This is a genomic window from Paractinoplanes polyasparticus, assembly GCF_019710575.1.
Lineage (GTDB): Bacteria > Actinomycetota > Actinomycetes > Mycobacteriales > Micromonosporaceae > Actinoplanes > Actinoplanes polyasparticus.
This window is the reverse complement of sequence record NZ_JAHWFK010000001.1, coordinates 331541-356521: the sequence shown is the minus strand read 5'-3', so window position 1 is coordinate 356521 and position 24981 is coordinate 331541. Positions and strand designations below refer to the sequence as shown.

Annotated in this window: 23 protein-coding genes and 1 pseudogene; 9 read left to right on the top strand and 15 right to left on the bottom strand. The window is 68.3% G+C overall.

Annotated features, from left to right (window positions below; all coding sequences use genetic code 11):
- Nucleotides 1–53 precede the first annotated feature (53 nt).
- Nucleotides 54–1097, bottom strand: a complete 1044-nt coding sequence (locus tag KXC43_RS01660) for a GlxA family transcriptional regulator (protein WP_221374052.1) — start codon at nucleotides 1095–1097, stop codon at nucleotides 54–56.
- 51 nt (nucleotides 1098–1148) lie between these two features.
- On the opposite strand from KXC43_RS01660, the gene KXC43_RS01655 reads away from it, so the two are divergent.
- A complete protein-coding gene (locus tag KXC43_RS01655) occupies nucleotides 1149–1499 on the top strand; it encodes a cupin domain-containing protein (protein ID WP_221374051.1) in 351 nt (116 codons plus the stop codon).
- 13 nt (nucleotides 1500–1512) lie between these two features.
- On the opposite strand, the gene KXC43_RS01650 is transcribed toward KXC43_RS01655, so the two are convergent.
- Nucleotides 1513–2067 carry a TetR/AcrR family transcriptional regulator gene (locus tag KXC43_RS01650; RefSeq protein ID WP_221374050.1) on the bottom strand — a complete coding sequence of 185 codons (555 nt, stop codon included), beginning with the start codon at nucleotides 2065–2067 and terminating at the stop codon, nucleotides 1513–1515.
- 557 nt (nucleotides 2068–2624) lie between these two features.
- Between KXC43_RS01650 and KXC43_RS01645 the strand changes: the two genes are divergently transcribed.
- Nucleotides 2625–3494 carry a saccharopine dehydrogenase family protein gene (locus KXC43_RS01645; protein WP_221374049.1) on the top strand — a complete coding sequence of 290 codons (870 nt, stop codon included), beginning with the start codon at nucleotides 2625–2627 and terminating at the stop codon, nucleotides 3492–3494.
- A 70-nt stretch (nucleotides 3495–3564) separates the two neighbouring features.
- Here KXC43_RS01645 and KXC43_RS01640 read toward each other — a convergent pair whose 3' ends face one another.
- The gene (locus KXC43_RS01640) at nucleotides 3565–4746 is read right to left on the bottom strand and encodes an MFS transporter (RefSeq protein WP_221374048.1); all 1182 of its coding nucleotides are present in this window, start codon (nucleotides 4744–4746) and stop codon (nucleotides 3565–3567) included.
- A gap of 67 nt (nucleotides 4747–4813) precedes the next feature.
- Here KXC43_RS01640 and KXC43_RS01635 point away from each other — a divergent pair, with 67 nt between their 5' ends.
- Entirely contained in the window at nucleotides 4814–5596 is a 783-nt protein-coding gene (locus tag KXC43_RS01635) for an SDR family NAD(P)-dependent oxidoreductase (protein ID WP_221374047.1), read from the top strand.
- A 121-nt stretch (nucleotides 5597–5717) separates the two neighbouring features.
- The gene (locus KXC43_RS01630) at nucleotides 5718–6899 is read left to right on the top strand and encodes an epoxide hydrolase family protein (protein ID WP_221374046.1); all 1182 of its coding nucleotides are present in this window, start codon (nucleotides 5718–5720) and stop codon (nucleotides 6897–6899) included.
- A gap of 23 nt (nucleotides 6900–6922) precedes the next feature.
- Here KXC43_RS01630 and KXC43_RS01625 read toward each other — a convergent pair whose 3' ends face one another.
- From KXC43_RS01625 to KXC43_RS01610, 4 genes are all read right to left on the bottom strand, one after another.
- Nucleotides 6923–7528 carry a GTP pyrophosphokinase gene (locus KXC43_RS01625; RefSeq protein ID WP_221374045.1) on the bottom strand — a complete coding sequence of 202 codons (606 nt, stop codon included), beginning with the start codon at nucleotides 7526–7528 and terminating at the stop codon, nucleotides 6923–6925.
- A gap of 242 nt (nucleotides 7529–7770) precedes the next feature.
- On the bottom strand, nucleotides 7771–10695 hold the full coding sequence (locus KXC43_RS01620; RefSeq protein WP_221374044.1) for a M36 family metallopeptidase: 2925 nt from the start codon (nucleotides 10693–10695) through the stop codon (nucleotides 7771–7773).
- 151 nt (nucleotides 10696–10846) lie between these two features.
- A complete protein-coding gene (locus KXC43_RS01615) occupies nucleotides 10847–11650 on the bottom strand; it encodes an SDR family NAD(P)-dependent oxidoreductase (protein WP_221374043.1) in 804 nt (267 codons plus the stop codon).
- Nucleotides 11647–12351 (bottom strand): dioxygenase family protein, encoded by a 705-nt coding sequence (locus KXC43_RS01610; RefSeq protein ID WP_221374042.1) that lies wholly within the window; start codon nucleotides 12349–12351, stop codon nucleotides 11647–11649. The genes KXC43_RS01615 and KXC43_RS01610 overlap by 4 nt, the downstream gene beginning before the upstream one ends.
- 103 nt (nucleotides 12352–12454) lie before the next feature.
- Here KXC43_RS01610 and KXC43_RS01605 point away from each other — a divergent pair, with 103 nt between their 5' ends.
- Nucleotides 12455–12883 carry a MarR family winged helix-turn-helix transcriptional regulator gene (locus tag KXC43_RS01605; protein ID WP_221374041.1) on the top strand — a complete coding sequence of 143 codons (429 nt, stop codon included), beginning with the start codon at nucleotides 12455–12457 and terminating at the stop codon, nucleotides 12881–12883.
- Here the strand turns inward: KXC43_RS01605 and KXC43_RS53195 are convergent.
- Entirely contained in the window at nucleotides 12816–13484 is a 669-nt protein-coding gene (locus KXC43_RS53195; RefSeq protein ID WP_369076942.1) for a cellulose binding domain-containing protein, read from the bottom strand. The two genes, KXC43_RS01605 and KXC43_RS53195, sit on opposite strands and share 68 nt — an antisense overlap.
- Before the next feature lie 180 nt (nucleotides 13485–13664).
- On the bottom strand, nucleotides 13665–14153 hold the full coding sequence (locus KXC43_RS01595; protein WP_221374039.1) for a MarR family winged helix-turn-helix transcriptional regulator: 489 nt from the start codon (nucleotides 14151–14153) through the stop codon (nucleotides 13665–13667).
- Nucleotides 14154–14233: 80 nt separating this feature from the next.
- Here KXC43_RS01595 and KXC43_RS01590 point away from each other — a divergent pair, with 80 nt between their 5' ends.
- Nucleotides 14234–15850 carry an FAD-binding oxidoreductase gene (locus KXC43_RS01590; protein WP_255643303.1) on the top strand — a complete coding sequence of 539 codons (1617 nt, stop codon included), beginning with the start codon at nucleotides 14234–14236 and terminating at the stop codon, nucleotides 15848–15850.
- The gene (locus KXC43_RS01585; protein WP_221374037.1) at nucleotides 15847–16710 is read left to right on the top strand and encodes an LLM class flavin-dependent oxidoreductase; all 864 of its coding nucleotides are present in this window, start codon (nucleotides 15847–15849) and stop codon (nucleotides 16708–16710) included. Before KXC43_RS01590 ends, KXC43_RS01585 begins: the two co-directional genes overlap by 4 nt.
- On the opposite strand, the gene KXC43_RS01580 is transcribed toward KXC43_RS01585, so the two are convergent.
- The 3 genes and pseudogenes from KXC43_RS01580 to KXC43_RS01570 all read right to left on the bottom strand — a co-directional run bounded on the left by KXC43_RS01580 (nucleotide 16704) and on the right by KXC43_RS01570 (nucleotide 18461).
- The gene (locus KXC43_RS01580; protein ID WP_255643302.1) at nucleotides 16704–17075 is read right to left on the bottom strand and encodes a nuclear transport factor 2 family protein; all 372 of its coding nucleotides are present in this window, start codon (nucleotides 17073–17075) and stop codon (nucleotides 16704–16706) included. The genes KXC43_RS01585 and KXC43_RS01580 overlap by 7 nt on opposite strands.
- Nucleotides 17076–17089: 14 nt before the next feature.
- Nucleotides 17090–17895, bottom strand: a pseudogene (locus tag KXC43_RS01575) (aldo/keto reductase).
- Nucleotides 17896–18008: 113 nt separating this feature from the next.
- Nucleotides 18009–18461, bottom strand: a complete 453-nt coding sequence (locus tag KXC43_RS01570; protein ID WP_221374035.1) for a VOC family protein — start codon at nucleotides 18459–18461, stop codon at nucleotides 18009–18011.
- A gap of 98 nt (nucleotides 18462–18559) precedes the next feature.
- Here KXC43_RS01570 and KXC43_RS01565 point away from each other — a divergent pair, with 98 nt between their 5' ends.
- Complete coding sequence (locus KXC43_RS01565; RefSeq protein ID WP_221374034.1) at nucleotides 18560–19552, top strand: helix-turn-helix transcriptional regulator; 993 nt, start codon at nucleotides 18560–18562, stop codon at nucleotides 19550–19552.
- 206 nt (nucleotides 19553–19758) lie between these two features.
- Here the strand turns inward: KXC43_RS01565 and KXC43_RS01560 are convergent, their stop codons facing one another.
- Nucleotides 19759–20118 carry a GNAT family N-acetyltransferase gene (locus KXC43_RS01560; RefSeq protein WP_221374033.1) on the bottom strand — a complete coding sequence of 120 codons (360 nt, stop codon included), beginning with the start codon at nucleotides 20116–20118 and terminating at the stop codon, nucleotides 19759–19761.
- 505 nt (nucleotides 20119–20623) lie between these two features.
- Here KXC43_RS01560 and KXC43_RS01555 point away from each other — a divergent pair.
- Nucleotides 20624–21787, top strand: coding sequence for a DUF6461 domain-containing protein (locus KXC43_RS01555; RefSeq protein WP_221374032.1), 1164 nt, complete (start codon nucleotides 20624–20626; stop codon nucleotides 21785–21787).
- Between the two features lie 293 nt (nucleotides 21788–22080).
- On the opposite strand, the gene KXC43_RS01550 is transcribed toward KXC43_RS01555, so the two are convergent.
- Entirely contained in the window at nucleotides 22081–22683 is a 603-nt protein-coding gene (locus KXC43_RS01550) for a hypothetical protein (protein WP_221374031.1), read from the bottom strand.
- Between the two features lie 17 nt (nucleotides 22684–22700).
- Nucleotides 22701–24443, bottom strand: a complete 1743-nt coding sequence (locus KXC43_RS01545; protein ID WP_221374030.1) for a hypothetical protein — start codon at nucleotides 24441–24443, stop codon at nucleotides 22701–22703.
- Between the last annotated feature and the right edge of the window lie 538 nt (nucleotides 24444–24981).

The following is a 24981-nucleotide window of genomic DNA, read 5'->3' as shown; positions in this document are numbered from 1 at the left end:
CGGGCGGCGGCTTCGCGTCATTTGTGGGCGTCGCATTGGGCGGCGGCTTCGCGTCAGTTGTCGGCTTCGCGTTCGATGTTGGCCTTGCGCTGGGTGTGGGCGTCGGTCGGTGACATCGTCGCGGCCCGTCGGGTGTAGGCGAAGCGGCGCCGGTACTCGGCCGGGCTGACACCGAGGTGACGCTGGAAGAGGGCTCGCATGTTCGCTCCGGTGCCGAGGCCGGAGCGCCGCGCGACGGATTCGAGGCCGGGGACGCCCTGCTCGATCAGGCGGCAGGCCAGCGTGACGCGCTCGACGGTCAGCCAGGCCAACGGCGTGGTCCCGAGCTCGGACCGGAAGCGCCGGTGCAGGTTGCCGGTGCTCATACCGGCTTGGCGGGCGAGGCCGGCGACCGTGATCGGCTCGTCCAGGCGTTGCTGGGCCCAGGCCACCACCGGGGCGAGGGTCTCAGCGGCGGCGGCCGGTGGCACCGGACGCTCCACGAACTGGCGCTGGCCGCCGTCGCGGTAGGCGGCGAAGACGAGCCGGCGGCTGACGTGGTTGGCGATCTCGGCGCCGTAGTCACGCCGGACGATGTGCAGTCCGAGATCGAGCGCGGCGGCGCTGCCGGCCGAGGTCAGCACGTCGCCGTCGTCGACGAACAGCACGTCGGGTTCCAGGCCGACGGCGGGAAAGCGCAGCCGGAACTCCTCGGCCAGATTCCAGTGGACCGTCGCGCGGCGCCCGTCGAGCAAACCGGCCTCGGCGAGCGTGAACGCGCCCGTGCAGAGGCCCACCAGGCGGGCACCCCGCTCGTGGGCGCGGCGCAGGGCGGCGAGCAGGGCCGGGCGGGACGGGGTCTCGACGTACGGGCGGTTGGGCACGATCACCGTGTCGGCGTGCTCGATCTCGTCGAGGCGCCCCACCGTGCCGATGCTGAACAGGGCGTCGCGCATGGGTGTCGACCGGCGCGGAGCGGCCACCCGCAGGTCGTACAGGGGAAAACCGATCTCGGGCCGGAGCGGGCCGCCGAAGATCTCGCAGGCGCAGCCCACCTCGAAGGGATTGGACTGCTCATCGACGACGAGGACGACACGATGTGAGGATCCTTGCGGCACTGGTCATTTCTACCAGTGCCGCCCCGCCCGATCACGGACCAGGATCGTCGCATGCTCACGAAATTCGCGGTGGCCGAAGAAGCAGCCGCCCTCACCTCGTTCTGGTCCCAGCGCGTGCTCGCCGCGGCCAACGGCAACCTGCTCAAGGTGGCGAAGGGCACACGATCCACGAACTGGCACGCCCACGACGACCAGGACGAGACCTTCCTGGTGCTGTCGGGCGAGCTGACGATCCAGCTCCGCGACGGCGACGTCCGCCTCACGCCCGGCGACCTGCTGGTCATCCCCCGGGGCGTCGAGCACTGTCCCCGCGTCGAGGGCGACGAGGCCCACTTCCTGCTGATCGGCCCCGACGTGACCTCGACCGCTGCCGGCGGCAAGCCGGACTGGAGCCACGGGTGACGCCCGGTTCCAGCTAGGCGATCGTCTCGCGGAGTTCGGCCAGGGTCTTCTCGATGACGTCGAACAGGTCGCGGTCGCTGTCGAGCCACTCGTCGAACGACACGTAGAGCAGGGTCATCGCGGTTTCGGCCAGCAGGGCCGCCCGTAGTGGCCAGATGCCCCGGGCGACGAACGCCGAGCGGATGACCTCGCTGAGGGCCGCGCGCTTACGCAGATCGCGTTCGACCAGGCCCGGGTCGGAGCGGACGATGTCGCGGCGGATCCGGATCTCGTCCTTGCGGGGGTCGAAGCGGGTGGCGGCGACCGTCCGCAGGCCCTCGAGGATCTGCCTCATCGGGTCGGTGCCTTCGGGGGCCTCGGCCATCATGCGCGCGGCCATCTCGGGGATCTCGTCACCGGCGAACAGCACCTCGCGCTTGTCGGCGTAGTGCCGGAAGAACGTGCGGGTGGTCAGCCCCGCGCGTGCCGTGATCTGCGGAACGGTCGTCTCGGCGAAGCCCTGCTCGACGAAAAGCTCGATGGCGGCCTGTTCCAGTCGTTCCCGCGCATCCGGCTGCCATCTGCTCACTCCACCATCCTAGTGATGACATCGCGTGTCATCACGGCTATGGTGATGACACGCGATGCCATCAGAGGGAGCGGGTCATGACAGACGAGGTCTGGATTCTGGGCGGAACCGGCCGCAGCGGCCGCGCGATCGCGACCGAGCTGGAACGGCGGGGTATCACTCCGGTGCTTGTCGGCCGGGACGCGGGTCGCCTCGCGCGGGCCGCCGACCACGGCCTTACGTCGGCTGAAAGCGACCACTCTGTGGATGTCGGCAACCGCATAGCGAACGGCGTTGCCGGCGATCGGATCGCGAACAGCGTTGCCGGCAATCGCACCGCGAACGCCGATGCGGGCGGCCGGCTTGCGGACGGCGTTGCAGGCGGCCGGCTCGCGGGCGACCGGATCTCGAACGCCGCTGCAGGGGACCGCATCGCGAACGCCGATGCTGGCGCCCGGGTTGCAGACGGCCTTGCGGGCGATCGGATGGCGAACGCCGCCGCCGGTCGGCCCCGGCGCACGGTCCTTGCGGCGTCAATGGAAGATGCTGCCGAGCAGATTCGGCGGCAACGACCGGCCGTGGTCATCAATACGGTGGGTCCGTTCACGGCGACCGCCGCGCCGATCATTCGAGCCTGTCTGCCCGGCAGTCACTACGTCGATCTCGCCAACGACGTCGCCGCGGTGTCCCAGGTGCTGACGGTCGACGATGCTGCAGCGACCGCCGGGCGGACAGTCGTGACCGGCGCCGGTTTCGGAGTGACCGCGTCCGAAAGTGTCGTCGCCAAGCTGTGCGAGGGCCGGCCCACGCCCGTCGAGGTGCGGGTCGACATGGTGCCCTCGCTGGCCATGGAGGCCGGCCGGGTCGGCGCAGCGCTCGCGGGCACCATGCTCGGGGGGCTACCCGGCGTCGAGGGCGGCCGGCGGTACGGCGGCCGGCGCTATCGGGACGGCCGGCTTGCCCCGGCCCGCCTCGCCGGCGACGCGAAGGAACTGACCCTGCCCGACGGCTCCACGGTCACCACCGTGGGCATGCCGCTCGGTGAGCTGTTGGCCGCGCAGCGGGTCAGCGGGGCGCCGTCCGTGCTGTCGGCGTCGAGCGAGATGCCGTCGTCGTCGATGGTCCAGGTGCTGCTGCCCATCGCGAGCGCCCTGCTGGCCATCGGCCCGCTCCGGGATTTCGCGATCCGTCGCCTCGCCGCGGTCGAGTTTCCGGCCCGCCCGCAGCCTCGCGAGCACTCCTGGGGGCACGCCCACGTGCGGTGGGCCGACGGCGAGGTTCGCGAGGGCTGGCTGCGGGTCGGCGAGGCCCAGTCGTTCACCGGTGCCGTCCCGGCCGAGGTGGCTCGGCGCCTGCTCGCCGGCGAGGGCAAGCCGGGCGCCCACTTCCCGGCGGCCTTGTTCGGGCCGTCACTGGCCGAAGCATGCGGCGGCGAGTATCTGGTGTGAACTCGAACGCTCAGCGCCGCACTCGGTCTGTGCAGTCGAGTAGAGGTTGTGGTGAGGGGTGGCTGGTGGGTCAGGGTGCGACGGGTTCTCTTTCCGGGGCCGGGCGGCGGTTGAGGGCGGGGGCGCAGGCGGCGGCCAAGGCGAGCAGGGCGAGGACGACGATCATCGCGTTGCGCAGGCCGTAATGCTCGCCGAGGAAGCCCAGGGCGGGCGGCCCGACCAGGAACGCCACGTAGCCGGCGGTGGCTACCAGGGAGACCCTCGCGGTCGGGTCGGGGCCGGAATCGCCGGCTGCTGAGAGGGCTACCGGGAAGCCGAGCGCGGCGCCGACGCCCCACAGCAGGACTGCGGCGCCGGCCACGATCTGGTTGTCGACGACGATGATGAGCAGCAGGCCGATGCCGCCGAGCAGGGCGCTGGCGCCGAGGACCGTGGCGCGGCCGAAGCGGGTGAGGAACCATCCGCCGCCGAAGCGGCCGATGGCCATGGCGGCGGCGAACGCGGTGTAGACGGCGGAGCCCCAAGCGGCGTCGAGGCCGTGGCCGTCGACCATGATGAGTGGCAGCCAGTCGTTCGCCGCGCCCTCGGCCAGCGCCATGGCCAGCACGATCACGCCGATGAGCCACAGACGCCGGTCGCGCCAGACCGGCTCGCGGCCGGCCGCCTGAAGGCCGCCCTTGGGAGAGAGGCCCACGCCGTACGGGATGTGGCGCACTGCAGTCAGTGCGATCGGCACGCTGATCAGGCCGATCAGCCCGAGGTGCCAGATCACCGGGAACGCCACCGCGGTGAGCACCATGCCGATGGCGGCGCCCACGACCGTACCCAGGCTGAAGAAGCCGTGCATCGTGGGCAGGACCGGCTTGTCGGTGATCCGCTCGACGTCGGCGCCCTCGATGTTCATGGCGACCTCGCCGCTGCCCATGCCGAAGCCGAACAGGAACAGGCCGGCGGTGACCAGCGCGCTCTGCGACAGGCCGGCCCCGGCGCCGATCACCGGGATGCTGACCACGGTGGTGAGGATGCCGGCGGCGACGACCGGGCGGGTGCCGAAGCGGGACACGACGCGGCCGGAGCCGAGGATGCCCAGCATCGACCCCGCCGAGAGGCCGAACAGCAGCAGACCCATCTGCGCGGTCGAGGCTCCGAGCAGGTCGCGGATGTCCGGTGTGCGGGTCACCCAGGAGGAGATGCCCAGGCCGGGTAGGAAGAAGAGAACGAACAGGGCGAGGCGGCGTCGTGCGGTGTTCATTGCGTACGAACGTACGCAACGAAGCCCGGGAGTGTCACCGGCGCCGGAGTGGGGAAAGCTCACACCCATGCGCCTTGATCTTGCGGGAAAGACGGCTCTTGTCACCGGATCCACCCAGGGCATCGGCCGGGCCATCGCGGCCGGGCTGGCATCGGCCGGGGCGCGGGTCGGCATCAACGGCCGTTCGCAGGAGTCGGTCGACCGGGCCCGGGCCGAACTGGGGGAGGGCGACTACGTGCCGGTCCCGGCCGACGTCACGACGGCCGAGGGGGCCGCGGCCGCGCTCGAGGCGATCGGGCCGGTCGACATCCTGGTCAACAACCTGGGGATCTTCGGCGCGCAGCCCGCCCTGGAGATCACCGACGACGATTGGCGGCGGTACTTCGAGGTCAACGTGCTGGCCGCGGTCCGGCTCACCCGCGCGGTGCTGCCGGGCCAGCAGGAGCGGGGCTGGGGACGGGTGCTCTACATCGCCAGCGACTCGGCCGTGGTCACTCCGGCCGAAATGATCCACTACGGGATGTCGAAGACGGCGCTGCTCGCCGTGTCGCGCGGCTTCGCCAAGGAGGCGGCCGGCTCCGGCGTGACCGTGAACAGCGTCATCGCCGGCCCGACCCACACCGGTGGCGTCGAGGACTTCGTCTATTCGCTGGTCGGCGAGGACCTGCCGTGGGACGAGGCGCAGCGCGAGTTCATGCGCCGGCACCGCCCGCAGTCGCTGCTCCAGCGGCTGATCGAGCCCGAGGAGATCGCCAACATGGTCGTCTACCTGTCGTCGCCGCTGGCCTCGGCCACCACGGGCGGCGCTCTGCGCGTCGACGGCGGCTACGTCGACGCCATCCTCCCTTAGTTCTTCACCACCCGGCCCCGGGGGAAGGCGACCAGGGTGTTCGACGGGCGCGACCCCCGCCCCGGAGCGACGACGCTGACAGGCGACTCGAACGTCCCGATCCGCGAGGCAGGGGTACGACATGAGTGACGACATCCGACCGTTCACCGTTCAGATTCCCAAGGACGCGCTCGACGATCTGCAGCGCCGCCTGGCGGCGACCCGCTGGTCCAGCCGCGAGATCGTCGACGACCGTTCGCAGGGTGTGCAGCTGGCCCCGATGCAGGCGCTGCACCGGTACTGGGCGACCGAGTACGAGAGCGGGCGCGTCGCCGCCCGCCTGAACGCGCTGCCCCAGTTCACCACGGAGATCGACGGAGTGGATATCCACTTCGTCCACGTCCGGTCCGAGCACCCGGACGCGCTGCCGCTGATCATGACCCACGGCTGGCCCGGTTCGGTCATCGAGATGCTCGACTCCGTCGGCCCGCTCACCGACCCCACCGCGCACGGCGGCACCGCCACGGACGCGTTCCACCTCGTACTGCCGTCATTGCCCGGGTACGGCTTCTCGGGCGAGCCGGCCGAGACCGGGTGGGACCTCGCCCGTACCGCCCGGGCCTGGTCCGAGCTCATGCGCAGGCTCGGCTACGACCGCTACGTGGCCCAGGGTGGTGACGTGGGCGCCGGAGTCACCGACGCGATGGGCCGCATCGGCCCCGACGGGCTGGCCGGCATCCACACCAACCTGCTCGTGACGGCCCTCAACGATCCGGCATCGCTGCCGAACAGCACCGACGACGAGAAGGCCGCGCTGGCCGCCCTCAGGCTCTTCCAGACCAGCGGCAACGGCTACTTCGTGGAGATGGCGACGCGGCCCCAGACCATCGGGTACGCGCTGCTCGACTCCCCGGCCGCGCTGGCCGCCTGGATGATCGACCACGACACCGATGCCTACTACAAGATCGCTCGTGCCTTCGTCGACGGACAGCCTTCGGGCAACCTCACCCGGGAGCACATCCTCGACAACATCACGGCCTACTGGCTGACCGGCACCGGCACCTCCGCCGCGAGGTCGTACTGGGAGGCGTACGGACCGGACGGGCCCACCGCGGGCAGCGCGCCGCTCCCGGACCCGCGCGTCCCGGTCGGCTTCAGCGCCTTCCCCGGCGAGATCTGGAAGACCCCGCGCAGCTGGGCGGAGCAGTCGTACCCCACGCTCAACTACTACGGCGAAGCCGAGCGCGGCGGCCACTTCGCCGCCTGGGAGGAGCCGGAGCTGTTCGCCGCGGAAATCCGCGCGGCGTTCCGCCCGCTGCGCTGACCCGCTGAGCGGCGCAACGAGGGTTAACGCCGGGGGCCGTGGATCTCGCGGTGCAGGCGCTCCATCCGCTTGTCGAGGCGGGCGGCGTCCTCCGCGGCCGCGGCCAGTTCGTCCCGCAGGGACTCGGGCACGCGGGGGTCGTACTTGTAATGGATCTTGTGTTCGAGGCTGGCCCAGAAGTCCATGGCCGCGGTGCGCAGCTGGATCTCGACCGGCACCTGCACCACGCGCTCGGACAGGAAGACCGGGATCTCGACGATCAGGTGCAGGCTGCGGTAGCCGTTCGCCTTGGGCTGGGTGATGTAGTCCTTGGTCTGGAGCAGGGTGATGTCCGGCTGCCGGGTCAGCATCTCGGCGACCGTGTAGACGTCGGAGACGAAGCTGCACACGATGCGGATGCCGGCGATGTCGCGGATCCGGGCCCGCAGGTCCTCGACGGTCAGCGCACAGCCGATGCGCCGGGCCTTGGCGCTGATGCTGGCCGGGGTCTTCAGCCGGGGCAGCACGTGCTCGATCGGGTTGCCCCGGCCGCGGTGGGCCAGCTCCTCGGACAGGATGTTGATTTTGGTGCCGATCTCGGCCAGCCCGAACTTGTAGACCAGCATGAAATGGCTCAGATCGTCGGTCATTCCCCGAAAGGGGTCGAGTTCACCCGCAACCGCCGGTAGCGGATGACCGGCGCCGCTCCAGCGCGCGACCTGCCGATCGCTGTCCTCGGTCGTCAAGGTTCCAGTCTCCGCTGTCGAGATCCACACGCGCCGTTCCCCACCGTAAAGGTCGGGCGCCACCATCATCCCGGAGACCACGGAAGTGGGCGGACCAGGGTCGGTCCGCCCACTTCAGGTGAAATTACTTCGCGTACGGGGTGGTGCTATTTCGCGTACGCCTGGAACTCCGCCACACGGACGTTGAGCGCCTGCGGACTCGACGTGGCGCAGTCCGTGTTCGCCCGCGGGTCGGCGTCCTGCTCCCCGGCGTAGTCGGGAGCGCCGGTGCACTGGTTGGTCACGACCTCGAGGCGCAGGTGCGTGGCCGTGGTGTCCCGGATGTCGAACGACTTCACGACCAGGTCCTTCACGCGCGGCCGCGGGGCGGTCGACGGGAAGGCGTCCGGCTTGCTCGTGAAGACCGTCTTGAACTCGGCCGCGTCGGAACAGGTGGCCGTGGCCGTCGCGGTGCAGGCGAGCACCTTGAACTGCCGCAGCGCTGTGTACCTGTTCTGGGTGCCGGCGTCGGGATCCCCGGTCACCGGCGGCCGCAGCTGGGCGCTGACCTGCACCCGGCGTACGGTCTGAGCCCCACCGGCCAGATCGACGGTGACCTGCTTGCCGGCCACCGCGCTGCCGAGCGACGCCCAGTTGGTGGCCTCGTCGTCGTCGGTGATCCGGGCCAGGTTGATGCCGTCGCCCGTGGCCACCGCGCCCGCCGCCGTGGAGGCCAGGTTGGCCGGCATCCGGACGAACAGCGGGAGGGTCAGCCCGGGCAGCACCAGGGTCTTGCCGACCCGGGTGTGACCGTGGCCGGGCGCCTGGGCGATGAACCCGTACGCTCCCGGCACCAGCTTGACCTCGTCGGTCAGCGGTGTGGCGGGGTCGGTGTCGGCCACCGGCACCGCGCGGGCCTGGTAGTCGCCGACGAACAGCTTGGCCCCGGCGACCGGCTTGCCCTTCTCGTCGACCGGGCGGAACCTGTACGTCCCCTCGGTCGCGTTCGGCGAGGCGAAGCTCGGCGTCGGGTTGGCGTCGCCGGCCCCGACGCTGACCGCGCCCTCACCGAGACCGCGCTTGGCGAACGCGTTCCACATCAGGCCCTGGTTGGCCCCGTTGAAACGCACCAGGTCGGCTCCGAGCATCGCGTCGCGCGCGTCGACCATGCTGTTCTGGCTGTTGGCCATCAGCAGGAACGAGTCGAACACCAGCTGGACCCAGCGCCGGTTGCCCGGGCACTTGGTGACCGGCGTCTTGCCGTTGGCGCACGACTTGTTCAACGCCGGCGTGCCCGCGCCGTACTTGCGGATGAACGCCTGCCGGATGTCGTAGTTGGTGGCGCTCCACACCTCACCGGACGCGTGCACCTGCAGACCGACGAAGTCGTAGTCGACGCTCGAGTAGTTCAGCGGGCTGTTGCTCATGTTGTAGTTGCGGATGCCGGCGACCTCGTCGGTCGTGACGTACTCGCCGATGGTGAACCCGCGCTCGCCCTTCGGCGCGTAGCCGTGCTCGGCCAGGTATTCCACCGCCAGCTGGTCGGACCAGCTCTCGCTCATGCCCTGCGGCGTGCTCACACCCGCGTCCGGCCCGGCGATCATGCGGCCGGTGATGGCGTGGGTGTACTCGTGCCCGATCACCGACATGTCGTAGTCGCCGTCGACGCACGCGCCGTAGAAGGCGGCCGCGATCGGCTGCCACAGATACATGTTCGTGATCGGCGCCTCGCCGTCGGGCGGGGTGATCTGGTTGGCGTTGTTGCGGGCCGCGAACGCGGGCGGGCCGCCGCTGATGCCGCCGGCCTGCGCGTTGCCCTGCTCGTAGTCGTCGCCCAGACCGCCCGGCCGCAGGTTGTCGTCCTGCATGTTCCAGGTCGCCTCGGTGAAGCCCAGGTGGTACGACCAGTCGTGCATGCGGTTGTGCATGCCGAACAGGTTGGCCCGGGCCGCGTCGAGGTCGTTGCGCTGCGGCGTGGTGAAGACGTCCGGCGAGCAGCGCTCGCGGTACCACTGGTTGGTCCAGGGGTAGTTGTAGTCGCGGTCCGGCTTCGGGGTCGCGGTCTCGGTGCCGACCGTGAACGGGTCGTTCGAGTTCAGGTTCTCGACCGCGATCGCGTTGTTGCCGCGGGTCGTGAACGTCGGCTCGTTCGTGGCCGGGTCGACGTCCCACGCGAGCGGGGACGCGCTGCTGGCCACGATCTCGTCACAGCCCCGCTGCGGCGCCCAGCACCAGGTCTTGCGGGTGTCGCGCGACGAGTAGTTGGTGGGCGGCGAGTTCGGGAAGACGTCCCACGACGGGTTGTCGCTGTCGTGGTCGACGATGTCCTCGCGGACCAGGATGCCGCCGTCGCGGGCGTCGACGTACGAGGTGTACGCGACCGGCTCGGCCCCGCTCAGCTCGGCGCCGAACGTGACCTGCCAGGCCGCGCGAGCGCCCTCGCTCGGCGTGGGCACGGCGACCAGCTTGTTGGCGATGACCGTCGGGTTGGCCACGCCGGCCTCGCGGGCGGCGCTGGCCACAGCCTGTTCCGCCGTGAGGGTGGCCGGTTCGGGCGCCACGGCGTCGCGCGCCAGCGACGAGCTCACGAACCACACCTTGCCGTCGCGCACGCCGACCGAGAGCAGGCCGTCGCGCCCGGCGACGAGGTCACCGAACTTCTGCCGGAAGATGACCGCCGCGCCCTCCCCGATCGGCGAGGTGGTCAGGTGTTCCAGGGCCTGCGCGCCCCGGGCGGTGAGCCCCAGAACGTCCAGGTTCTTGTCCACGTACGCCCGGGCCGCCGCGACCGGCTCGGCCGGCAACCCGGTCTCGAGCGCCGCGCCGGTGGCGGTGAGCGTGGCGGGCGTGCCGAGGGCGTTCCAGCGGGCCGAGGTGCCCACCGCGGCCGCCCGCTGGCCGGTTGTCGGGGCGACGCGCCCCTGCCTGTTGTCGACGACGTGGTCGTGGTGGTCGTCGCCCTGCACCTTCTGGGTCGGCGCCTGGGCCGGGGCCGCGGGCGCCGCGTTACCGCCGGATGAAGCGGTCAACACGATCGCGGCGGCTAAGAAGCCGGCAGCGGTTCCCGCCAACGCACGGGGTGGGGTGCGCACGGTACCTCCTCTGTGGATATGGCCGTTTACCACCGCCATCCGATCGCACCCCCGACCCGCACAACATGGGCCAAACATCTAAATACATCTATAATGACGTGATGCTTACTGCGCCGTCCGGACCGGTCCCTGACCGTCGAGGGCGCGTACGTCAGCGAACGAGCGGGGTGAGGCCGAGCGCCCGAGCCGTGTGCTCGTACACCTCGTCCGCCAGGGCGAAATTCACATCCACGCTCTTGCCGGGGCTGACGAGGCTGCCGCTGGGGCCGGGCCGCGTCGCGGCCGTGGCGAGCCGGACGGGTGTGCGGGCGGCCTTCTCCGGTGCCGCGGCGAACAGGTTGGCGACCGCCGAGACGAGCCGGAGGAGGCCGCCCGCCTTCGCGTTGAAGCCGGTTCTGATGACGCCGGGGTTCGCGCTGTAGGTGGTCATCCCTTCCGGTAGCCGGTCGGCCAGGGCGGAGGTGGCGAGCACGGCGGCGAGTTTCGCCGTGCCGTACACGGTCAGCTGGGAGAAGTTCGTACGCCAAGAGGTGCCGGTGACGTCGGGGTGGCCGGCGTCGAGGCGCCCGCGGGAGATCAGGTCGCTGGCGATCGTGATGATGCGCGCACCGGGCGCGAGGGAACCGTTGGCCAGCAACCGGTGGGTGAGCTGGAAGGGCGCCAGATGGTTGAGCGCGTGGGTGCGCTCGGCGCCGTCGGGCGTCTCCGCATAGTGCGGGAAGGCTGCCCCGGCGTTGTTGATGAGGACGTCGACGTGGGGAACGGTGTCCCGCACCCGGGCCGACAGGGCGTCGATCTCGTCGCGGACGAGCAGGTCGGCGTGCAGCGCGTGGACCCCGTAGGCCGTGGTTTCGCGGCGGGTCACGGCCACGACCTCGAAGCCGGCGTCGACCAGCTGGGTCACCAGGGCGCGCCCGAGTCCGCCGGCGGCGCCGGTGACAACGGCGGTCTTCACGGGCGGACCTGCAGGGTGATGCCGGCCCGGTGGCCGTCCGGGGTGGAGCTGACGGTGAGCCAGCTGCCGGGAGACCCCTGGGCCAGGCGGATCTCGATGTCGTTGGTGTTGACGAACGGGCTGCGACCACGGCCCGCGTACGGCGGCCGGCCCTGAATCAGCTCGGCGAAGTCGTCCGGGAAGTAGAGCTCGGTGGTGAGCAGGACCCGGCCGCCGAGGCTGACCCGGACGTGGATGTGCAGCGTGCGCGGGGTGTACCAGCCCGGCACGATCGTGCGGAACTCGACGTGCCCGTCGTCGTCGGTCACCTGGGCGCCCCGCAGGAACATGGCGTCGTCGCTCGGCCGGAACCGGCGCAGGGTCAGCGACACCAGAGCGGGGAACTTGTCGGCGCCGTAGCGCTGATACCCGGAGTAGACGCCGTCCGCGTCGCAGTGCCAGATCTCGATCAGCGCGCCGGCCAGGGGCGTGAGCGTGCCCGCCGCCACCGTGCGGATTACCAGTTCCAGCGGCTCGCCTTCGCGGTCCTCGCGCACGTCCCGGCGATGCGGTGACCCGGGTACGTAGTAGGGGCCCGGACCCTGATTCGCCGTCGTCTCGTGCGGCTCGATCGTCGCCGCACGGCGCAGGGCCGCCCGGTTGTCGATGAGCCGGAGCGCCGTCGTCAGCACCCGGCGGCGCGCCCGGTCGCGCACGGTCATGCGATTCTCCGTCCGATCGATGCTTGGAGTGTCCAAGCATCGACATCGTGCCCAACGAAGCTTGGATTCGTCAAGTATTGGAGAGTCCAAGTATAGTGAGCGGGTGGACGACGAGTCGCTGACCTACCGGCTGCTACGCCTGGTGCATGCCATGGACGGCGCCACCGACGACGGCATCCGCGAGGTGATGGCCGAGCTGGGCCTCACCCATGCCTTGGCCGACGCGTTGTGGCAGCTCGATCCGGCCGCGTCCCCGCCGACCATGCGCGAGATGGCAGCCCGGCTGCGGTGCGACCCGTCAACCGTGACGTTCCTGGCCGACCGGCTCGAGCAGCTGTCGTTCGTGACCCGCGCCCCGGCGCCGCACGACCGGCGCACCAAGGTGCTCACGCTCTCCGACCCGGGCCGTGATGCCCGGCGTCGGCTGGTCGAGGCCGCCACCAACCGCACTCCGCTGGCCGGGCTCACCCGCGCCGAGCAGTTGTCCCTGCATCGCCTGCTGACCAAGGCGATGGAAGCGACCGGGCGCTGAGGGCTACTCCTCGTCGTCGTCCTCGTCCTCGTCGTCCTCGTCGCCGCCGCGGTGCTTGGGCTTGTCGGCCTCGGCTTTCGGCTTGGCCGGGGCCGGCGCGGCGGCCGGTGGGGGGAGCGGCCTGCATCGACATCTGGGCCTGGCAGGTGGTGCTGTTCAGTCGGAACGCGACGGGCAGAGCCGCCACCTCGCCGTAAGTGGTGGAGAAGCTGGTCGCGGCCGTGCCCCCTGCGGGCAGCTTGCCGCCGGCGGCCTCGACCGCGCGGCCGTCCTGCCGCCAGGTGGCCGGCTTTCCCTTGATCACGCGTTGTCCCGATGGCAACGCGAAAGAGAGGCGCCACCTCGGCACGGTGACCTTGCTCGTGTTGTGGATGGTGGCCGTGGCCGTGGCCGTGGCCGAGGCGCGGCCGGCCGCGGTGCCGCGCAGTGCATATCGGACGGCGCAGGTCTGCGGCCGGGAGGCCGGCTTGGCTGTTGCGGAAGCTGACGCGGCCGGGGTCGCCGCCACGGCCGCGGCCGTCGTGGCCGGGCCGTCGTCGGCCACGCCCCGCACGGCCAGTCCGCCACCCACGAGGCCCGCGACAGCTGCGGCGCCGGCCATCAGGCGCAGACGCCGGCTGATCGGGCCTACGGCAGTTCGCCCACAGCGAGCAGGCCCGGCCGTCGCGGCGCCGCTCCACGCTGCGCGAGCGGGCGCAACGCCCGGTCGTCAGTCTCGATGTCGATCGGTTTCCGGCCGTCGAGCCGCCCTTGCGGCACGCCACGGGCGACGACGAGCCCCTCAGACTTCCAGGGCCTCGGTGACGATGGCGCACGCCTCGGCGGTGTGCAGGGGGCCGTTGCCGGCGGCCTTGTTGAGTAAACGGCGGAAGACGTACCGCTCGTGCTCGTCGAGCGTGCTCAGCGCGGCCTCTTCGGCCTCGGTGACCTGGCCGCACAGGGTGGCGATCGCTTCGAGCCCGCGGGCGGTCGCGACGATCTGCCGCTGGCGGCGGTCGTGGGGGTTGGGCTGCCGTTCGACCAGGCCGGCCCCGACCAGGTCGTCGATCAGGTAGGTCATCATCGTGCGGTCGATGCCGAGCTTGGCGGCCAGGGCGGCCTGGCTCGGCGGGCGGCCCTCGACGACCTCGGCCAGCGTCTGGTAGCCGCGGGCGCCGTGCGGGAAGCCGTCGAGCTTCGGGCCGACCATCTCGGTGTAGGACCGCAGCAGCGTGCCCAGGGCCGCTCCGAGGTCCGCTGTCGCCCCGAGGTCTGCTGTCGTCTCGCTCACCCATCCATCCTATCTTTTGGTCAGATCGTCTTTTCGGAATACTATCTCTTCAGACGACGATGGAAAGTGCGGAGGATTGCATGACCGAGGGGATCGCGCTGGACCTCGCGGCGGCTCAGGCCGACCCCGACGGGTTCGCGGCGCTGGCCGAGCGGGCCGGCGGCACAGTGTTTCTGCACGAGAGCGACGACGGCGGCCTGGACCCGTGGACGACCGCGGTGTGGCTGGCCGGGCGCACGGAGGGCGTCCGCATCGGGCTGCCCGGGCCAGTGCTCACCGCCTCACCCGAGATGCGCGAGAAGGCGTACGAAAGCCTCGAGATCTTGGCTGGTCCGCGGCTCGCCGCGCAGATCCAGCGGCGCGAGGGCATCGACTACGACAGCATTCCGGCCTCGCTGGCCGACGTGGCGATCGCACCGGGTGATCCGCGCTATCGCGGGCGCAAGTCGACATACATGCGCGGCGGCTCACCCGGATTGGTGTTCCGGCCGCGCACCCCGGCGGAGGTGGCCGACGCCCTGGCCTTCGCGAGCCGGCACCGGCACTTGCCGTTCGGCGTGCGCAGCGGCGGCCATGGGATCAGCGGCCGCTCCACCAATGACGGCGGGCTGGTCATCGACGTCGGCGCGATGAACGACGTCCAGGTGATCGACGAGCCGAGGCGGCTGGTCCGGGTCGGGCCGGGCGCGACGTGGAAGCAGGTCAACGCCGTCCTCGACAAGTACGACTGGGCGATCAGCTCGGGCGACTACGGCGGCGTGGGCGTCGGCGGCCTGGCCACCGCGGGCGGCATCGGGCTGCTCTCGCGCGAGCACGGCCTCACCATCGACAACGTGCGGGCGGTCGAGCTCGTGCTGGCCGACGGCACCGAGGTGCGGGCGAGCAGCGACGAGAATCAAGACCTCTTCTGGGCCGTACGCGGGGCCGGCGCCAACTTCGGCGTGGCGACCGCCTTCGAGTTGGAGGCGTCGCCCGTAGGTGAGGTCGGCTGGGCCCAGCTCACGCTGGTCAGCCCCGACCTCGAGCAGTCGCTCAAGCAGTACGGCGAGGTGGCCCGCACCGCGCCCCGCGACACCACGGTCTTCTTCCTGACCGGTCCGCCGCGGCAGGGCCAGTCGGTGGTGCAGATGTACGGCCTGGTGGACTCGGGCGACGCCGACACGATCGTCGAGCGGCTCACGCCGTTCGCCCAGACCGGCCTGCTCGCCCAGCAGCAGGTGGTCGTCACCCGCTACGCCGACGTGATGGCCCAGGCGGCCGACGTCGGTCCCGGCGGTCACCACGGCCGGGGCGAGCCGATCGCCCGGTCGGGCTTCCTGCCGGTGCTGACCGACGCCTTCGCCCGCGACGCGGTGGAACTGCTCCGTTCCGGCGAGGTCTTCTTCTTCCAGCTGCGCCACATGGGCGGGGCGATCGCCGACACCGCGTCCGACGCGACGGCGTTCGCCCACCGCACCCCGGAGTTCTCGGTGACCGCGCTCGGCAACTCCCACGAGGGGCTCGACCGGGCGTGGGACCGCCTGTCCCACCACTTCGACGGCCTCTACCTCAGCTTCGAGACCGACCTGCGCCCCGAACGCCTGAACGACGCCTTCCCACCGGCGACACTGAGCCGGCTGCGCGCCCTCAAGCGCGGGTACGACCCGACCAACCTGTTCCGCGACAACTTCAACATCGACCCCGAGGTGCAGAAATGACCGACTACGGGCACGACCTGCTGTTCGGTACGTTCGTGACCCCCACCGGCCCCGAAGCGGTCGCCCTGGCGGTGACCGCCGACCGGGCCGGCCTCGACCTGGTCACGTTCCAGGACCACCCGTACCAGCCGTCCTTCGTGGACACCTGGACTCTGATGGCCTACGTGGCCGCGAAAACCGACCGCATCCGCATCACCGGCAACGTCCTGAACCTGCCGCTGCGCCCACCGGCCGTCCTGGCTCGCGCAGCGGCGTCCCTCGACATCCTGAGTGGCGGCCGCATCGAACTGGGCCTGGGCTCCGGCGGTTTCCCGGACGCCATAGCCGCGATGGGTGGCCGCCGCCTGACCCCGGGCCAGGGCATAGAGGCGCTGGCCGAGGCCATCCCGATCATCCGCGACCTGTGGGACACCACCACCCGCGACCGGGTCAACCACCAGGGCACGTACTACAACGTGGCCGGCGCCAAGAGAGGCCCGAGCCCTGCCCACGACATCGGCATCTGGATCGGCGCCTACAAGCCGAAGATGCTCGCCCTGACCGGCCGCCTCGGCAACGGCTGGCTGCCGTCCATGGACTACCTGCCGAAGGGCGCCGACTCGCTGCCCGAGATGAATGCCCGCATCGACGATGCCGCGCTCGCAGCCGGCCGTGCCCCCACCGACATCCGCCGCCTGCTCAACTTCATGCGCCTCGACGGCGGCCCCGCCCAGTGGGCCGAACAGTTCGCCGACCTGACCCTCACCCACGGCATCAGCGGCTTCATCCTGGGCGGCGACGACCACAAACTTGCCGAGACCCTGGCCGCCGAGGTAGCCCCCGCCACCCGGGAGATGGTGGCGAAAGAGCGCGGTCACTGACGACGCAGGACCTGTTCGGGGCCAGTGGTGATCTTGCCGTACACGTCCTTGGCGGCGATCCGGCCGTTGTGGATCCGGTAGAGGTCCAACCCGTGCAGCACCGACCCGTCCTCGGCCGGTTCCCACTGCCACTCGCAGACCACCCGGTCGCCGGCCGCCCACACCGGGCCGAGGACCGGACCGGGACCCAGATGGTCCGCGAAGGCCTCGGTGACCGCAGCCCGGCCGTGGATGGCGCGCGCCGGGCCGTCCCATGCGTTCGGGCTGTACGTCACGTCGTCGGCAAGGCACTCGGCCACCGCGGCCAGGTCGCCGGCTGCCCAGGCGGCGTTGAATCGCTCGATCAGGTCCCGCGCGTCCGTCATGCCCGGCACGATAGTCAGTCCGCCGCGGCGCGGTCGCCCTTTATGCGGCGGCGCAGCTCGGTCTGTGTCAGGGCTGGGGGCACGTACGAGACGTCGAGCGGGCTCAGGTCCACGCCGGGTGCGACAACTTTGTCGATCGAGTCCAGGGTGTCGTCGTCGAGGACGGTGCCGGCCCCGGCGAGCAGGTCGTCGAGGTGGGCCATGGTGCGCGGGCCGATGATGGCCGAGGTGACCGCGGGATGGCTGATGACGAAGGCCAGAGCCAGGTGTGTCAATGACAAGCCGGCCTGTTCGGCGATCGGCACGAGCTCCTCGACGGCGGCGAGCTTGTTCTCGTCGGTCATGTGCCGCGGCACGTAGTGCATGCGAGCGGCGGACGGCTGTTCCTGGCTGCCCTTGCGGTAGCGGCCGGTGAGCAGGCCCATGGCCAGCGGACTCCACACGACGGTGCCCAGGCCGTACCGTTCGCAGACCGGCAGGACGTCGCGTTCGATGCCACGGTTGAGGATCGAGTACGGCGGTTGCTCGGTGCGGAAGCGTGCCAGGCCACGGCGTTCGGCGACCCATTGGGCTTCGTCACGACGTACCGGCGGGAGCTTCCGCGCTGGTTGGGGTCGGGGCCCATGGGCCCGTTGAACTTGGTGGCCAGCACGACGTTGTTGCGGCGGCCCTTCAACGCCCGCCCGACGATGCGTTCGGTTTCGCCGTCACCGCCGTAGACGTCGGCCGTGTCGATGAAGTTGATGCCACCGTCCAGCGCCTTGTGGATGATTCTGACGCAGTCGTCGGGGTCGGGATTGCCGTACGGGCCGAACATCATGGTGCCCAGGCAGTAGGGGCTGACCTGGATGCCGCTGCGGCCAAGGGGTCGGGTACGCCTGCTTCTCCTTCGTGAAGTGCCGGGGCGGCCGAGGTGGCCGCCCCGGGCTGCGGTCAGCCGGCGTTGACCTGAAGAATCCAGGTGACCCCGAAGCGGTCGGTGAGCATGCCGAAGCCGGGGGAGAACGGCGAAGGCCCGAACTTCTCGACGACCTCAGCGCCGTCGGAGAGCTTGTCCCACAGCGCGCTGATTTCGTCGGCGGTGTCGCCCCCGACGGCGACGAAGAATCGCTCGCCGGTCAGCGTCAGCCCGTTCTCCCGGGTCGTAGCGGTCAACGGGGCGCTGGCGACGGCGTGGCTGGGAATGTCGTAGGCCAGGATGGTGAAGCCGTTGTCCGCGGTGACCTGCCCGAAGACGACCTTGTCGGCGTCAGGAAGCTCCTTGGGCATCCCGAAGTCGCTGTAGGCGACGGCGGTGAGGTGACCGCCGAACACGGAATGGTAGAACTCCAGCGCCGCGCGGGCGTCGCCACGGAAGTTGAGGTGGGTGTTGGTGGTGATCGCCATGGTGCTGACTCCTCGGTGTCGGTGCGCTTGAGCGCTGAACCAAGATTCACAGCAGTAGGTGACAGGAAGTGGCACCTACTTCCAGCAGAATCAGATTCATGCCGAAGACCTCCGCCCGCCTGCTGGCGCTGCTCTCGCTGCTACAGGCGCGCCGCGACTGGCCCGGCACCCTACTGGCCGACCGCCTCGATATCAGCTTGCGAACAGTGCGCCGTGACGTCGACCGCCTCCGCGAACTCGGCTATCCGATCGCCGCCATCAAGGGCCCCGACGGCGGCTACCGCCTCAGCGCCGGCACGGAACTGCCGCCCCTGCTGTTCGACGACGAACAGGCCGTAGCCCTGACCATCGCGCTGCAGGTAGCCGCCACCAACTCAGGCGACGGCCTGTCCGAGGCAGCCGCCCGCGCCCTCACCACCATCCGCCAGGTAATGCCGTCCCGCCTCCGCAACCGCGTCGCGGCCCTCCAGGTAACCGCCGTCGAACGCCCCGCCACCCGCCCCACAACCCCGGTCGACGGCGAGATCCTCCTGGCGATCAGCGCCGCCGTACACGCCTGTGAGGTGCTGCGCTTCGACTACGGCTCTTCGCAGGGCGACCAGCCGCCGCGCCGGGTCGAGCCCCACCACGTCATCACCTGGGACGGACGCTGGTACCTGATCGCCTGGGACCTCGACCGCGAGGACTGGCGCACCTTCCGCGCGGACCGCATCACCGTACGAACCCCGAACGGCCCCCGCTTCACCCCACGCGAACTCCCGGGCGGCGACGTGGCAGCGTACGCAATCAGCAAGTTCCGCGGCTCTGCCGACACCTCCGGCAACTGGCCCTGCCGGGGCACAGTGATCCTGGACCTGCCTGCTACGACCGTGGCCCTCTACACCCGCGACGGCCTCATCGAGGCGGTTGGCCCGGACCGCTGCCGAGTGACTCTCGGATCATGGTCGTGGCCCAGCCTCGCGGCCGCCATAGCCCGCTACGACGCCGATATCGAGGTCATCGGCCCGCCCGAACTGACCGAAGCGTTCGCCCACCTGGCCGACCGCTTCACCAGAACCGCGCGCGCCAATAATCAGGCGCCTGATCGATGATGCTGCCGCTGGTCGCGAGGTTCGAATATTCCTGCACGCCTTGTACGACGTCCGGAGACGCCTGTCTGATCTTCGCCGGGGCCAACATCACCGGGGCAGGCTCACTGTCATGCCTAGAACAGTGCGCCCCGCCCGACAATTGAACGCAACAGCTAACACCATTCGTCTGGTCTGTCAGAGTTGCAGCACCAACGACAGCGGCAGCGCTAGCGTTGAATGGCGAGCTCGAGCTCACGGCCGGCCACGGACGACATGGTGGCGCCGGTCCGCTCGAACCCGACCTTTTCGTACATGGCCTCGGCCCGCGCGTTGTCCTCGTGCACGTAGAGCCGCACACGCTCGATCTGCAGCTCCGGTAGGGCCCATGACCACTCCAGCGCCGCCCGGAAGAGCGCCTCGGCCGCACCCGCCGCACGCCCCTGCCAGAACTCGTCTGGCATCGCGGCGGCCTGGTCGTACGTCTCAAGAAAGGCGATGAGTGCGGCCGGATCCCGCAGCGCGGCGAGCCGGATTTCCTTGGCCAAGGTCCAGTCCTCAGCCCGGACCGCTCTAATGGTGTGCGTCATCGCGACATCCTGGCACCCGGCCGGACGCCGCTGGAACTGGATTTCCGCGAGGCCGGCGAAGAACGCTGTCTGAAGCCGCGAACCCCTTTGCAGGCAATTTCACTTCACTGCGGCCAAGACGTTCGCGCTCGGGTGCTGGTAGCCCGGCGAGGAGATCGGTGAGGTGTTCGGCCGCAGGAATATACGTTATTGCGTCCGAATACTCGCGACAGCTCGAGCACCAGGTCAAGCTGATGCAGCGGAACCGCACCTACCTTCGACCACGACCATCTGGCACCTCGGCTACTCATAGCCTGATTTTCCGCCATGCTCGCCGGCATCTCTATCCGGATCTGCCGCCGGTAGTGCGTGCATGGCAGCGGCACCTCGTTACCTTGCGTGGCTTCGGGTCTGCGGATGTCTTGATCCGGAAACCTGAGTTGTCGCCCTCGTGACGCTGCTGGGTTCGTGCAGCTGATTTCCATGTTCCTGCCCGGGTAGGGCGGCGGGACGGCAAGCTCGATCTGTGGCTTCTGCGGTGGGAGACTTTCGGTGGTTCTCCCAGGATTTGGCGCTGGGCTTGGACTTCTGCCTGACCTTCGTCCGGGCTTCCAGCCCTGGCGAGGTACTAGCTCGGCTCGGCAGCGTCGCTCCGATCGACATTCAGGGAAGCGGGAACCTGCCACACGCGGGTGCTCTCGATCCCAATAACGGACTGGCGTTCCTGGCGGTGGCCGATGCCGGTGGATGGATCATGATCGTGGAGCCGAACGGTTCCTTCTGCATCGATGAGCACGTGGTGCAGGCGTTATCCGCCAACGGTGAACAGGTCACGTTCTACCGGAGCGAGCACGCCAAGCCCCAGTTCCTGTGGGCCGCCGGCGGTGACGTGCGGGTGGCTTTCTGCCCGGCAGGCGACGACAGTCGGTCAGGCAGCGATCCGCATCGGCTTGACGACGTGCTCGCCGAGTTCGGCTTCGGCGCACAGGACGATGAGGAATGCCAGGCGCGGACACTCGCGCTGATGCACCACCTCACCGGCGTGCGGCTGACGCCCACTCTGCTGGAGAACGTGGTGTTCCGATGCGTGTTCGTCCCGGATCCGCTCGGCGCTCAGATCGATCCGGACGTGCTCGCGCAGGCGCAGGACGATGTGGCCGACGCCGCGTCCGGGTACGACCCGCTCGACGACCCGTGGTCGATCTACGGCATCCGCGACCCCCGGGTTAAGGCCACCGGCAAGGCAGGGCTCTGGCTTGCCAGCCACGACCAGGACTTGGCAGTCGGACTGGCCCTCGCGGATCCGCGCCTCGTGCGAGCGGCCGTCGGATGGATGCGCGACTGGGCTTTTACGAAGGCCGAGCTGCTGGACCAGCCCTGGTTCACGCCGCTTCGCGACGCCCTCGACCGTGGGGAATCAATTGCGGCCGGCGCCCGAGAGGCCGCACGGCGCCGTCTGACACCGGCTCCGGACCCGGTTTTGTATACGGCAGGGGAGCAAGCGCCGCTCGGCTGGCGCCACGAACAGGCCTTCTCCCTGATCGACGGGACCCTCCCGGAGTCGCCGGTGGCGCAGTTCGCTGACGCGTTCCGTGCCGCCCTGATGGTCGATATCTCCCACAACGGTCGCGCGCTCGCCGAGATGCGCCGAACGTTCCCCGAGCTCTTCGCCGACGCAACCGATGAATGACCCCAGCCGGATCTGCCGCCGAGCGTGCGTGCCGGCCCGCGGCAGGCCATCACCATCCGTGGTCGGCTGCGTGACTTAGCCGACGTGCTGAACTGCCGAGTTGAGTGCGTTGATTTGGAGCAGCAGCTCGACGCAGTTAACAAAATATCGGCTTGGCATGACCCTGCACGCCCAGCCATCCTGGACCGAGTGTAAAAGGATTCGTGTTCGGGATCTCGATGCCCTATCCAAGACTTGGCATGACAGAGAGGCAATTGGGTGGATACCGTGCATTCGCAGCCTTGATGAGAACCCTATTTCAGGGTGATTCGGAATCGCTCTGAATTCGGAGGGCGCAGGATTACTTCGTTTGGCCGGTCCGCGTTATCGAGCAATCCGGCGCGCTTGCACGCCTCTAGAAAATCGACGAAATCGAGCTTGTTAACCTGCTGACGCATTTCCGGCGTTAGTAGCGCATAGAGTTCGTCGCGAGTGTGCGACTCGGCGAGAGTCTCAGCCGCCCGCGTCAGTTCTAGATGAATCACCTTCTGCCGCTCGGTAAGCTTGGCCTTGTTGAAGTCGAATAGAAGCGGAACAACCGCAGCTGCGATGGCTGCAGGTACCTGCGTCGCACCGAGGCTTGCCAAAACTCCGGTTAGGAGTGCGCTGGCGATCACAGAATGTGCCACTGCGCGGTGGAGGTTTACTTCCCAACCACCTGGACGAAAGTGAAAGTCGCCCTCCGCATCCGGTAGAGACGAACCAGCGCGGGTGGCCTCAAGAAAGGCCTGCAAACCCTGCCGGTCGGCGAAGGATTGGTTGTTGTCGGTGAGCGATGTCCATAACGCCGCCAGGTCAGCACTAGTTAACGTGACTAGACCCTCGGCCTGCGTCGAGGTGTCTGATTCGACGAGCATGTCCAATAGAGTGCTCATTAAGAGTTGTCCGTTTCTGGAAGCGCGGTAATCCAAGGGTATTTCACGGCGTGGAGAGTTTCGAGGTTAATCAGAAAACCGAGCCGAATGGAATCCTCGTCCAGCGCAAAGGCCGCGTCACCCGTCGCGTCTGTCGCATCTGGGTAATGATAGTCAAAGTAGTTCTCTAGCACCTTGCTTTGGGTCTTCGTGCAAATAATGATATTTGGAGCAGTTATGCGATCTGTTTTTATAACCACGACCGAAATGCCTCTTCCCGGCCCAACTTTCATTACGTTACGCCAGTACGTGACGCGCTCGTTGCCCTTCTTGAAGGCAGCCAATAGCTGACCAAGCGAAAAATCTTGGAGAATCGACTTGTGGTCGCACCCCTCCAGCAGTGGCCTCCACTTATCATGCAATCTTGGAACCATAGAGGACGAGGCCACTGAGACGTTCAACCTCACAGAATTGTCAAGCGTGTTAACTGCCTCTACAACCTGGTCGCTGCTATCAGCCAACAACAGCGTGTGAGTGCCGTCCGAGTCTGGCACCCCTAGTGCTACTGCAAATGTTTCGTCCGCATGCGCGAACAGCCATAAAGCCTGGTGCGTTGGAAGTGAAAACCTTCGGCCGAAGTACTGACCAAGGCCGACCAAGACGTGGCAAATTCCGGGCTCGTCGCGTTCATCAAATGTGAAGGGGGCGACTAGATCGACATGCTCACGTAGAGACAAGAGCCTGGCTGAAACCTTCGTCGGCCTCAGGACAATGTTATGCTGGAAATAGGAATCCACGACGGACACCTCGGGTTCAAGGCCTGCGCCCCTCTCGAATATCGCAGGGTCAAGCGCAGACGGTGCAAGGCGCTCCAACAAAGCTACAGCGGCTGCTCGATTAAGGCTTGGAGCAGCCATCCCGTGACGTTCCATTAGCGCTTGCAGGTGACTTGATATTACCAAATATAGCTCAGATACAAGGTCGTCATGATCGGGCGAATAGGTAAAGTCAAAGCTCTGACGCTCCGGCTCCTCCGGACAGAATATCCGCACCTGTTCAGCTGACATTCGCGACCGGCATTCCTGTAGAACGCCGTACCAGAAAGTGCTGCTTGCGAGCGCATGAAGCTCTGCGAACCGACGGTCGGGAGTTTTGTCGAAGCTAACGTGCCACGACTCTTCTCGATCAATTCCACCATCGATCAAATACTGTAGACATGGAACCCTCATGCACATCTCGGCAACAACGCCGGCGGAAATGTGCTTCAGCCGCCAATGGTCCGGAGCCGGGACAAGCGTACTGAAGTTCTCGAACCATGTTAAATACTCGGGTGAGCCAATCAGCACCGCCTTATCGCCAAGGGCAACATCGCAGACACTCGCGAATGTCGCGTAGCCTTCATGCACGTTTCGCGAACTGCGCCTCAACCGCCCAACTATCGCTTCATATTTTGGATTGTCAACCTGCCTCGAATGCAGTAACGCAGCAGCCTTGAGCATGATCCCGTACTCTGTACTGTCGTTCAGGTACTTGTGCGCATCTTCGTGAGCAGATGTCACTTGCGCGCTCATGCCCACCATTGACGCTGCGCTAAGGTCAACGGTACTTCCCCATATAAGGTCATGGAAGCCAGGCGCTTCGTCCGGATCTGCCCCATAGAGCTCGGCTATAGGATCATATTCCCCTGGATCATCTATTGAATCAGATTCCTCTTGATCATCATCACCACTCTCTCGAAAATGATCATTATCGGGGTTTTCCATCAAGCACCTCCCAGGAGGCGACGCAGGCTTTGTATTCAGTCAGGATTCAATCCATCGAGTCTTCGTGACGTTAGAATTCTGTCGGTCGAGTCAACCCATTAGGCATGCATCATACAACTCTGTCAAGTTACTATCGTGAAGATTATTCGCCCGGCGTATCAACTCAGCATGTGAGGAAGCTTGGTCAGGGGCTCCGTGCTGGGAAAGCCCGAATGCAACGACTCGAATCGTCGGTTTGATCACATAGTGATCACTTAACCTCGCATTCGCGTGGCAGCTCGACAGGTAGGCCCTTCAGCTCTCCGTGGGGACACCTCGTCCGGCGGTCGTTCGCGCTGGCCGCTCAGCCCAAACGAGATGCGACTTCGTCCTGCCGCGGCTAGCGGCGTTACGCTCGGCACGGTGAGATTCGTGGTTGGATCAGTTTCCCTCGGCGTTTCGCCAGCCGGGCGCGCCTTACTCGACGACATCCTCTTCTGCCGCCGTCCGTGCTTGACGGTGCAATGCTTCCCCTTTTACGAGCGGTTCAGCGTTGGGT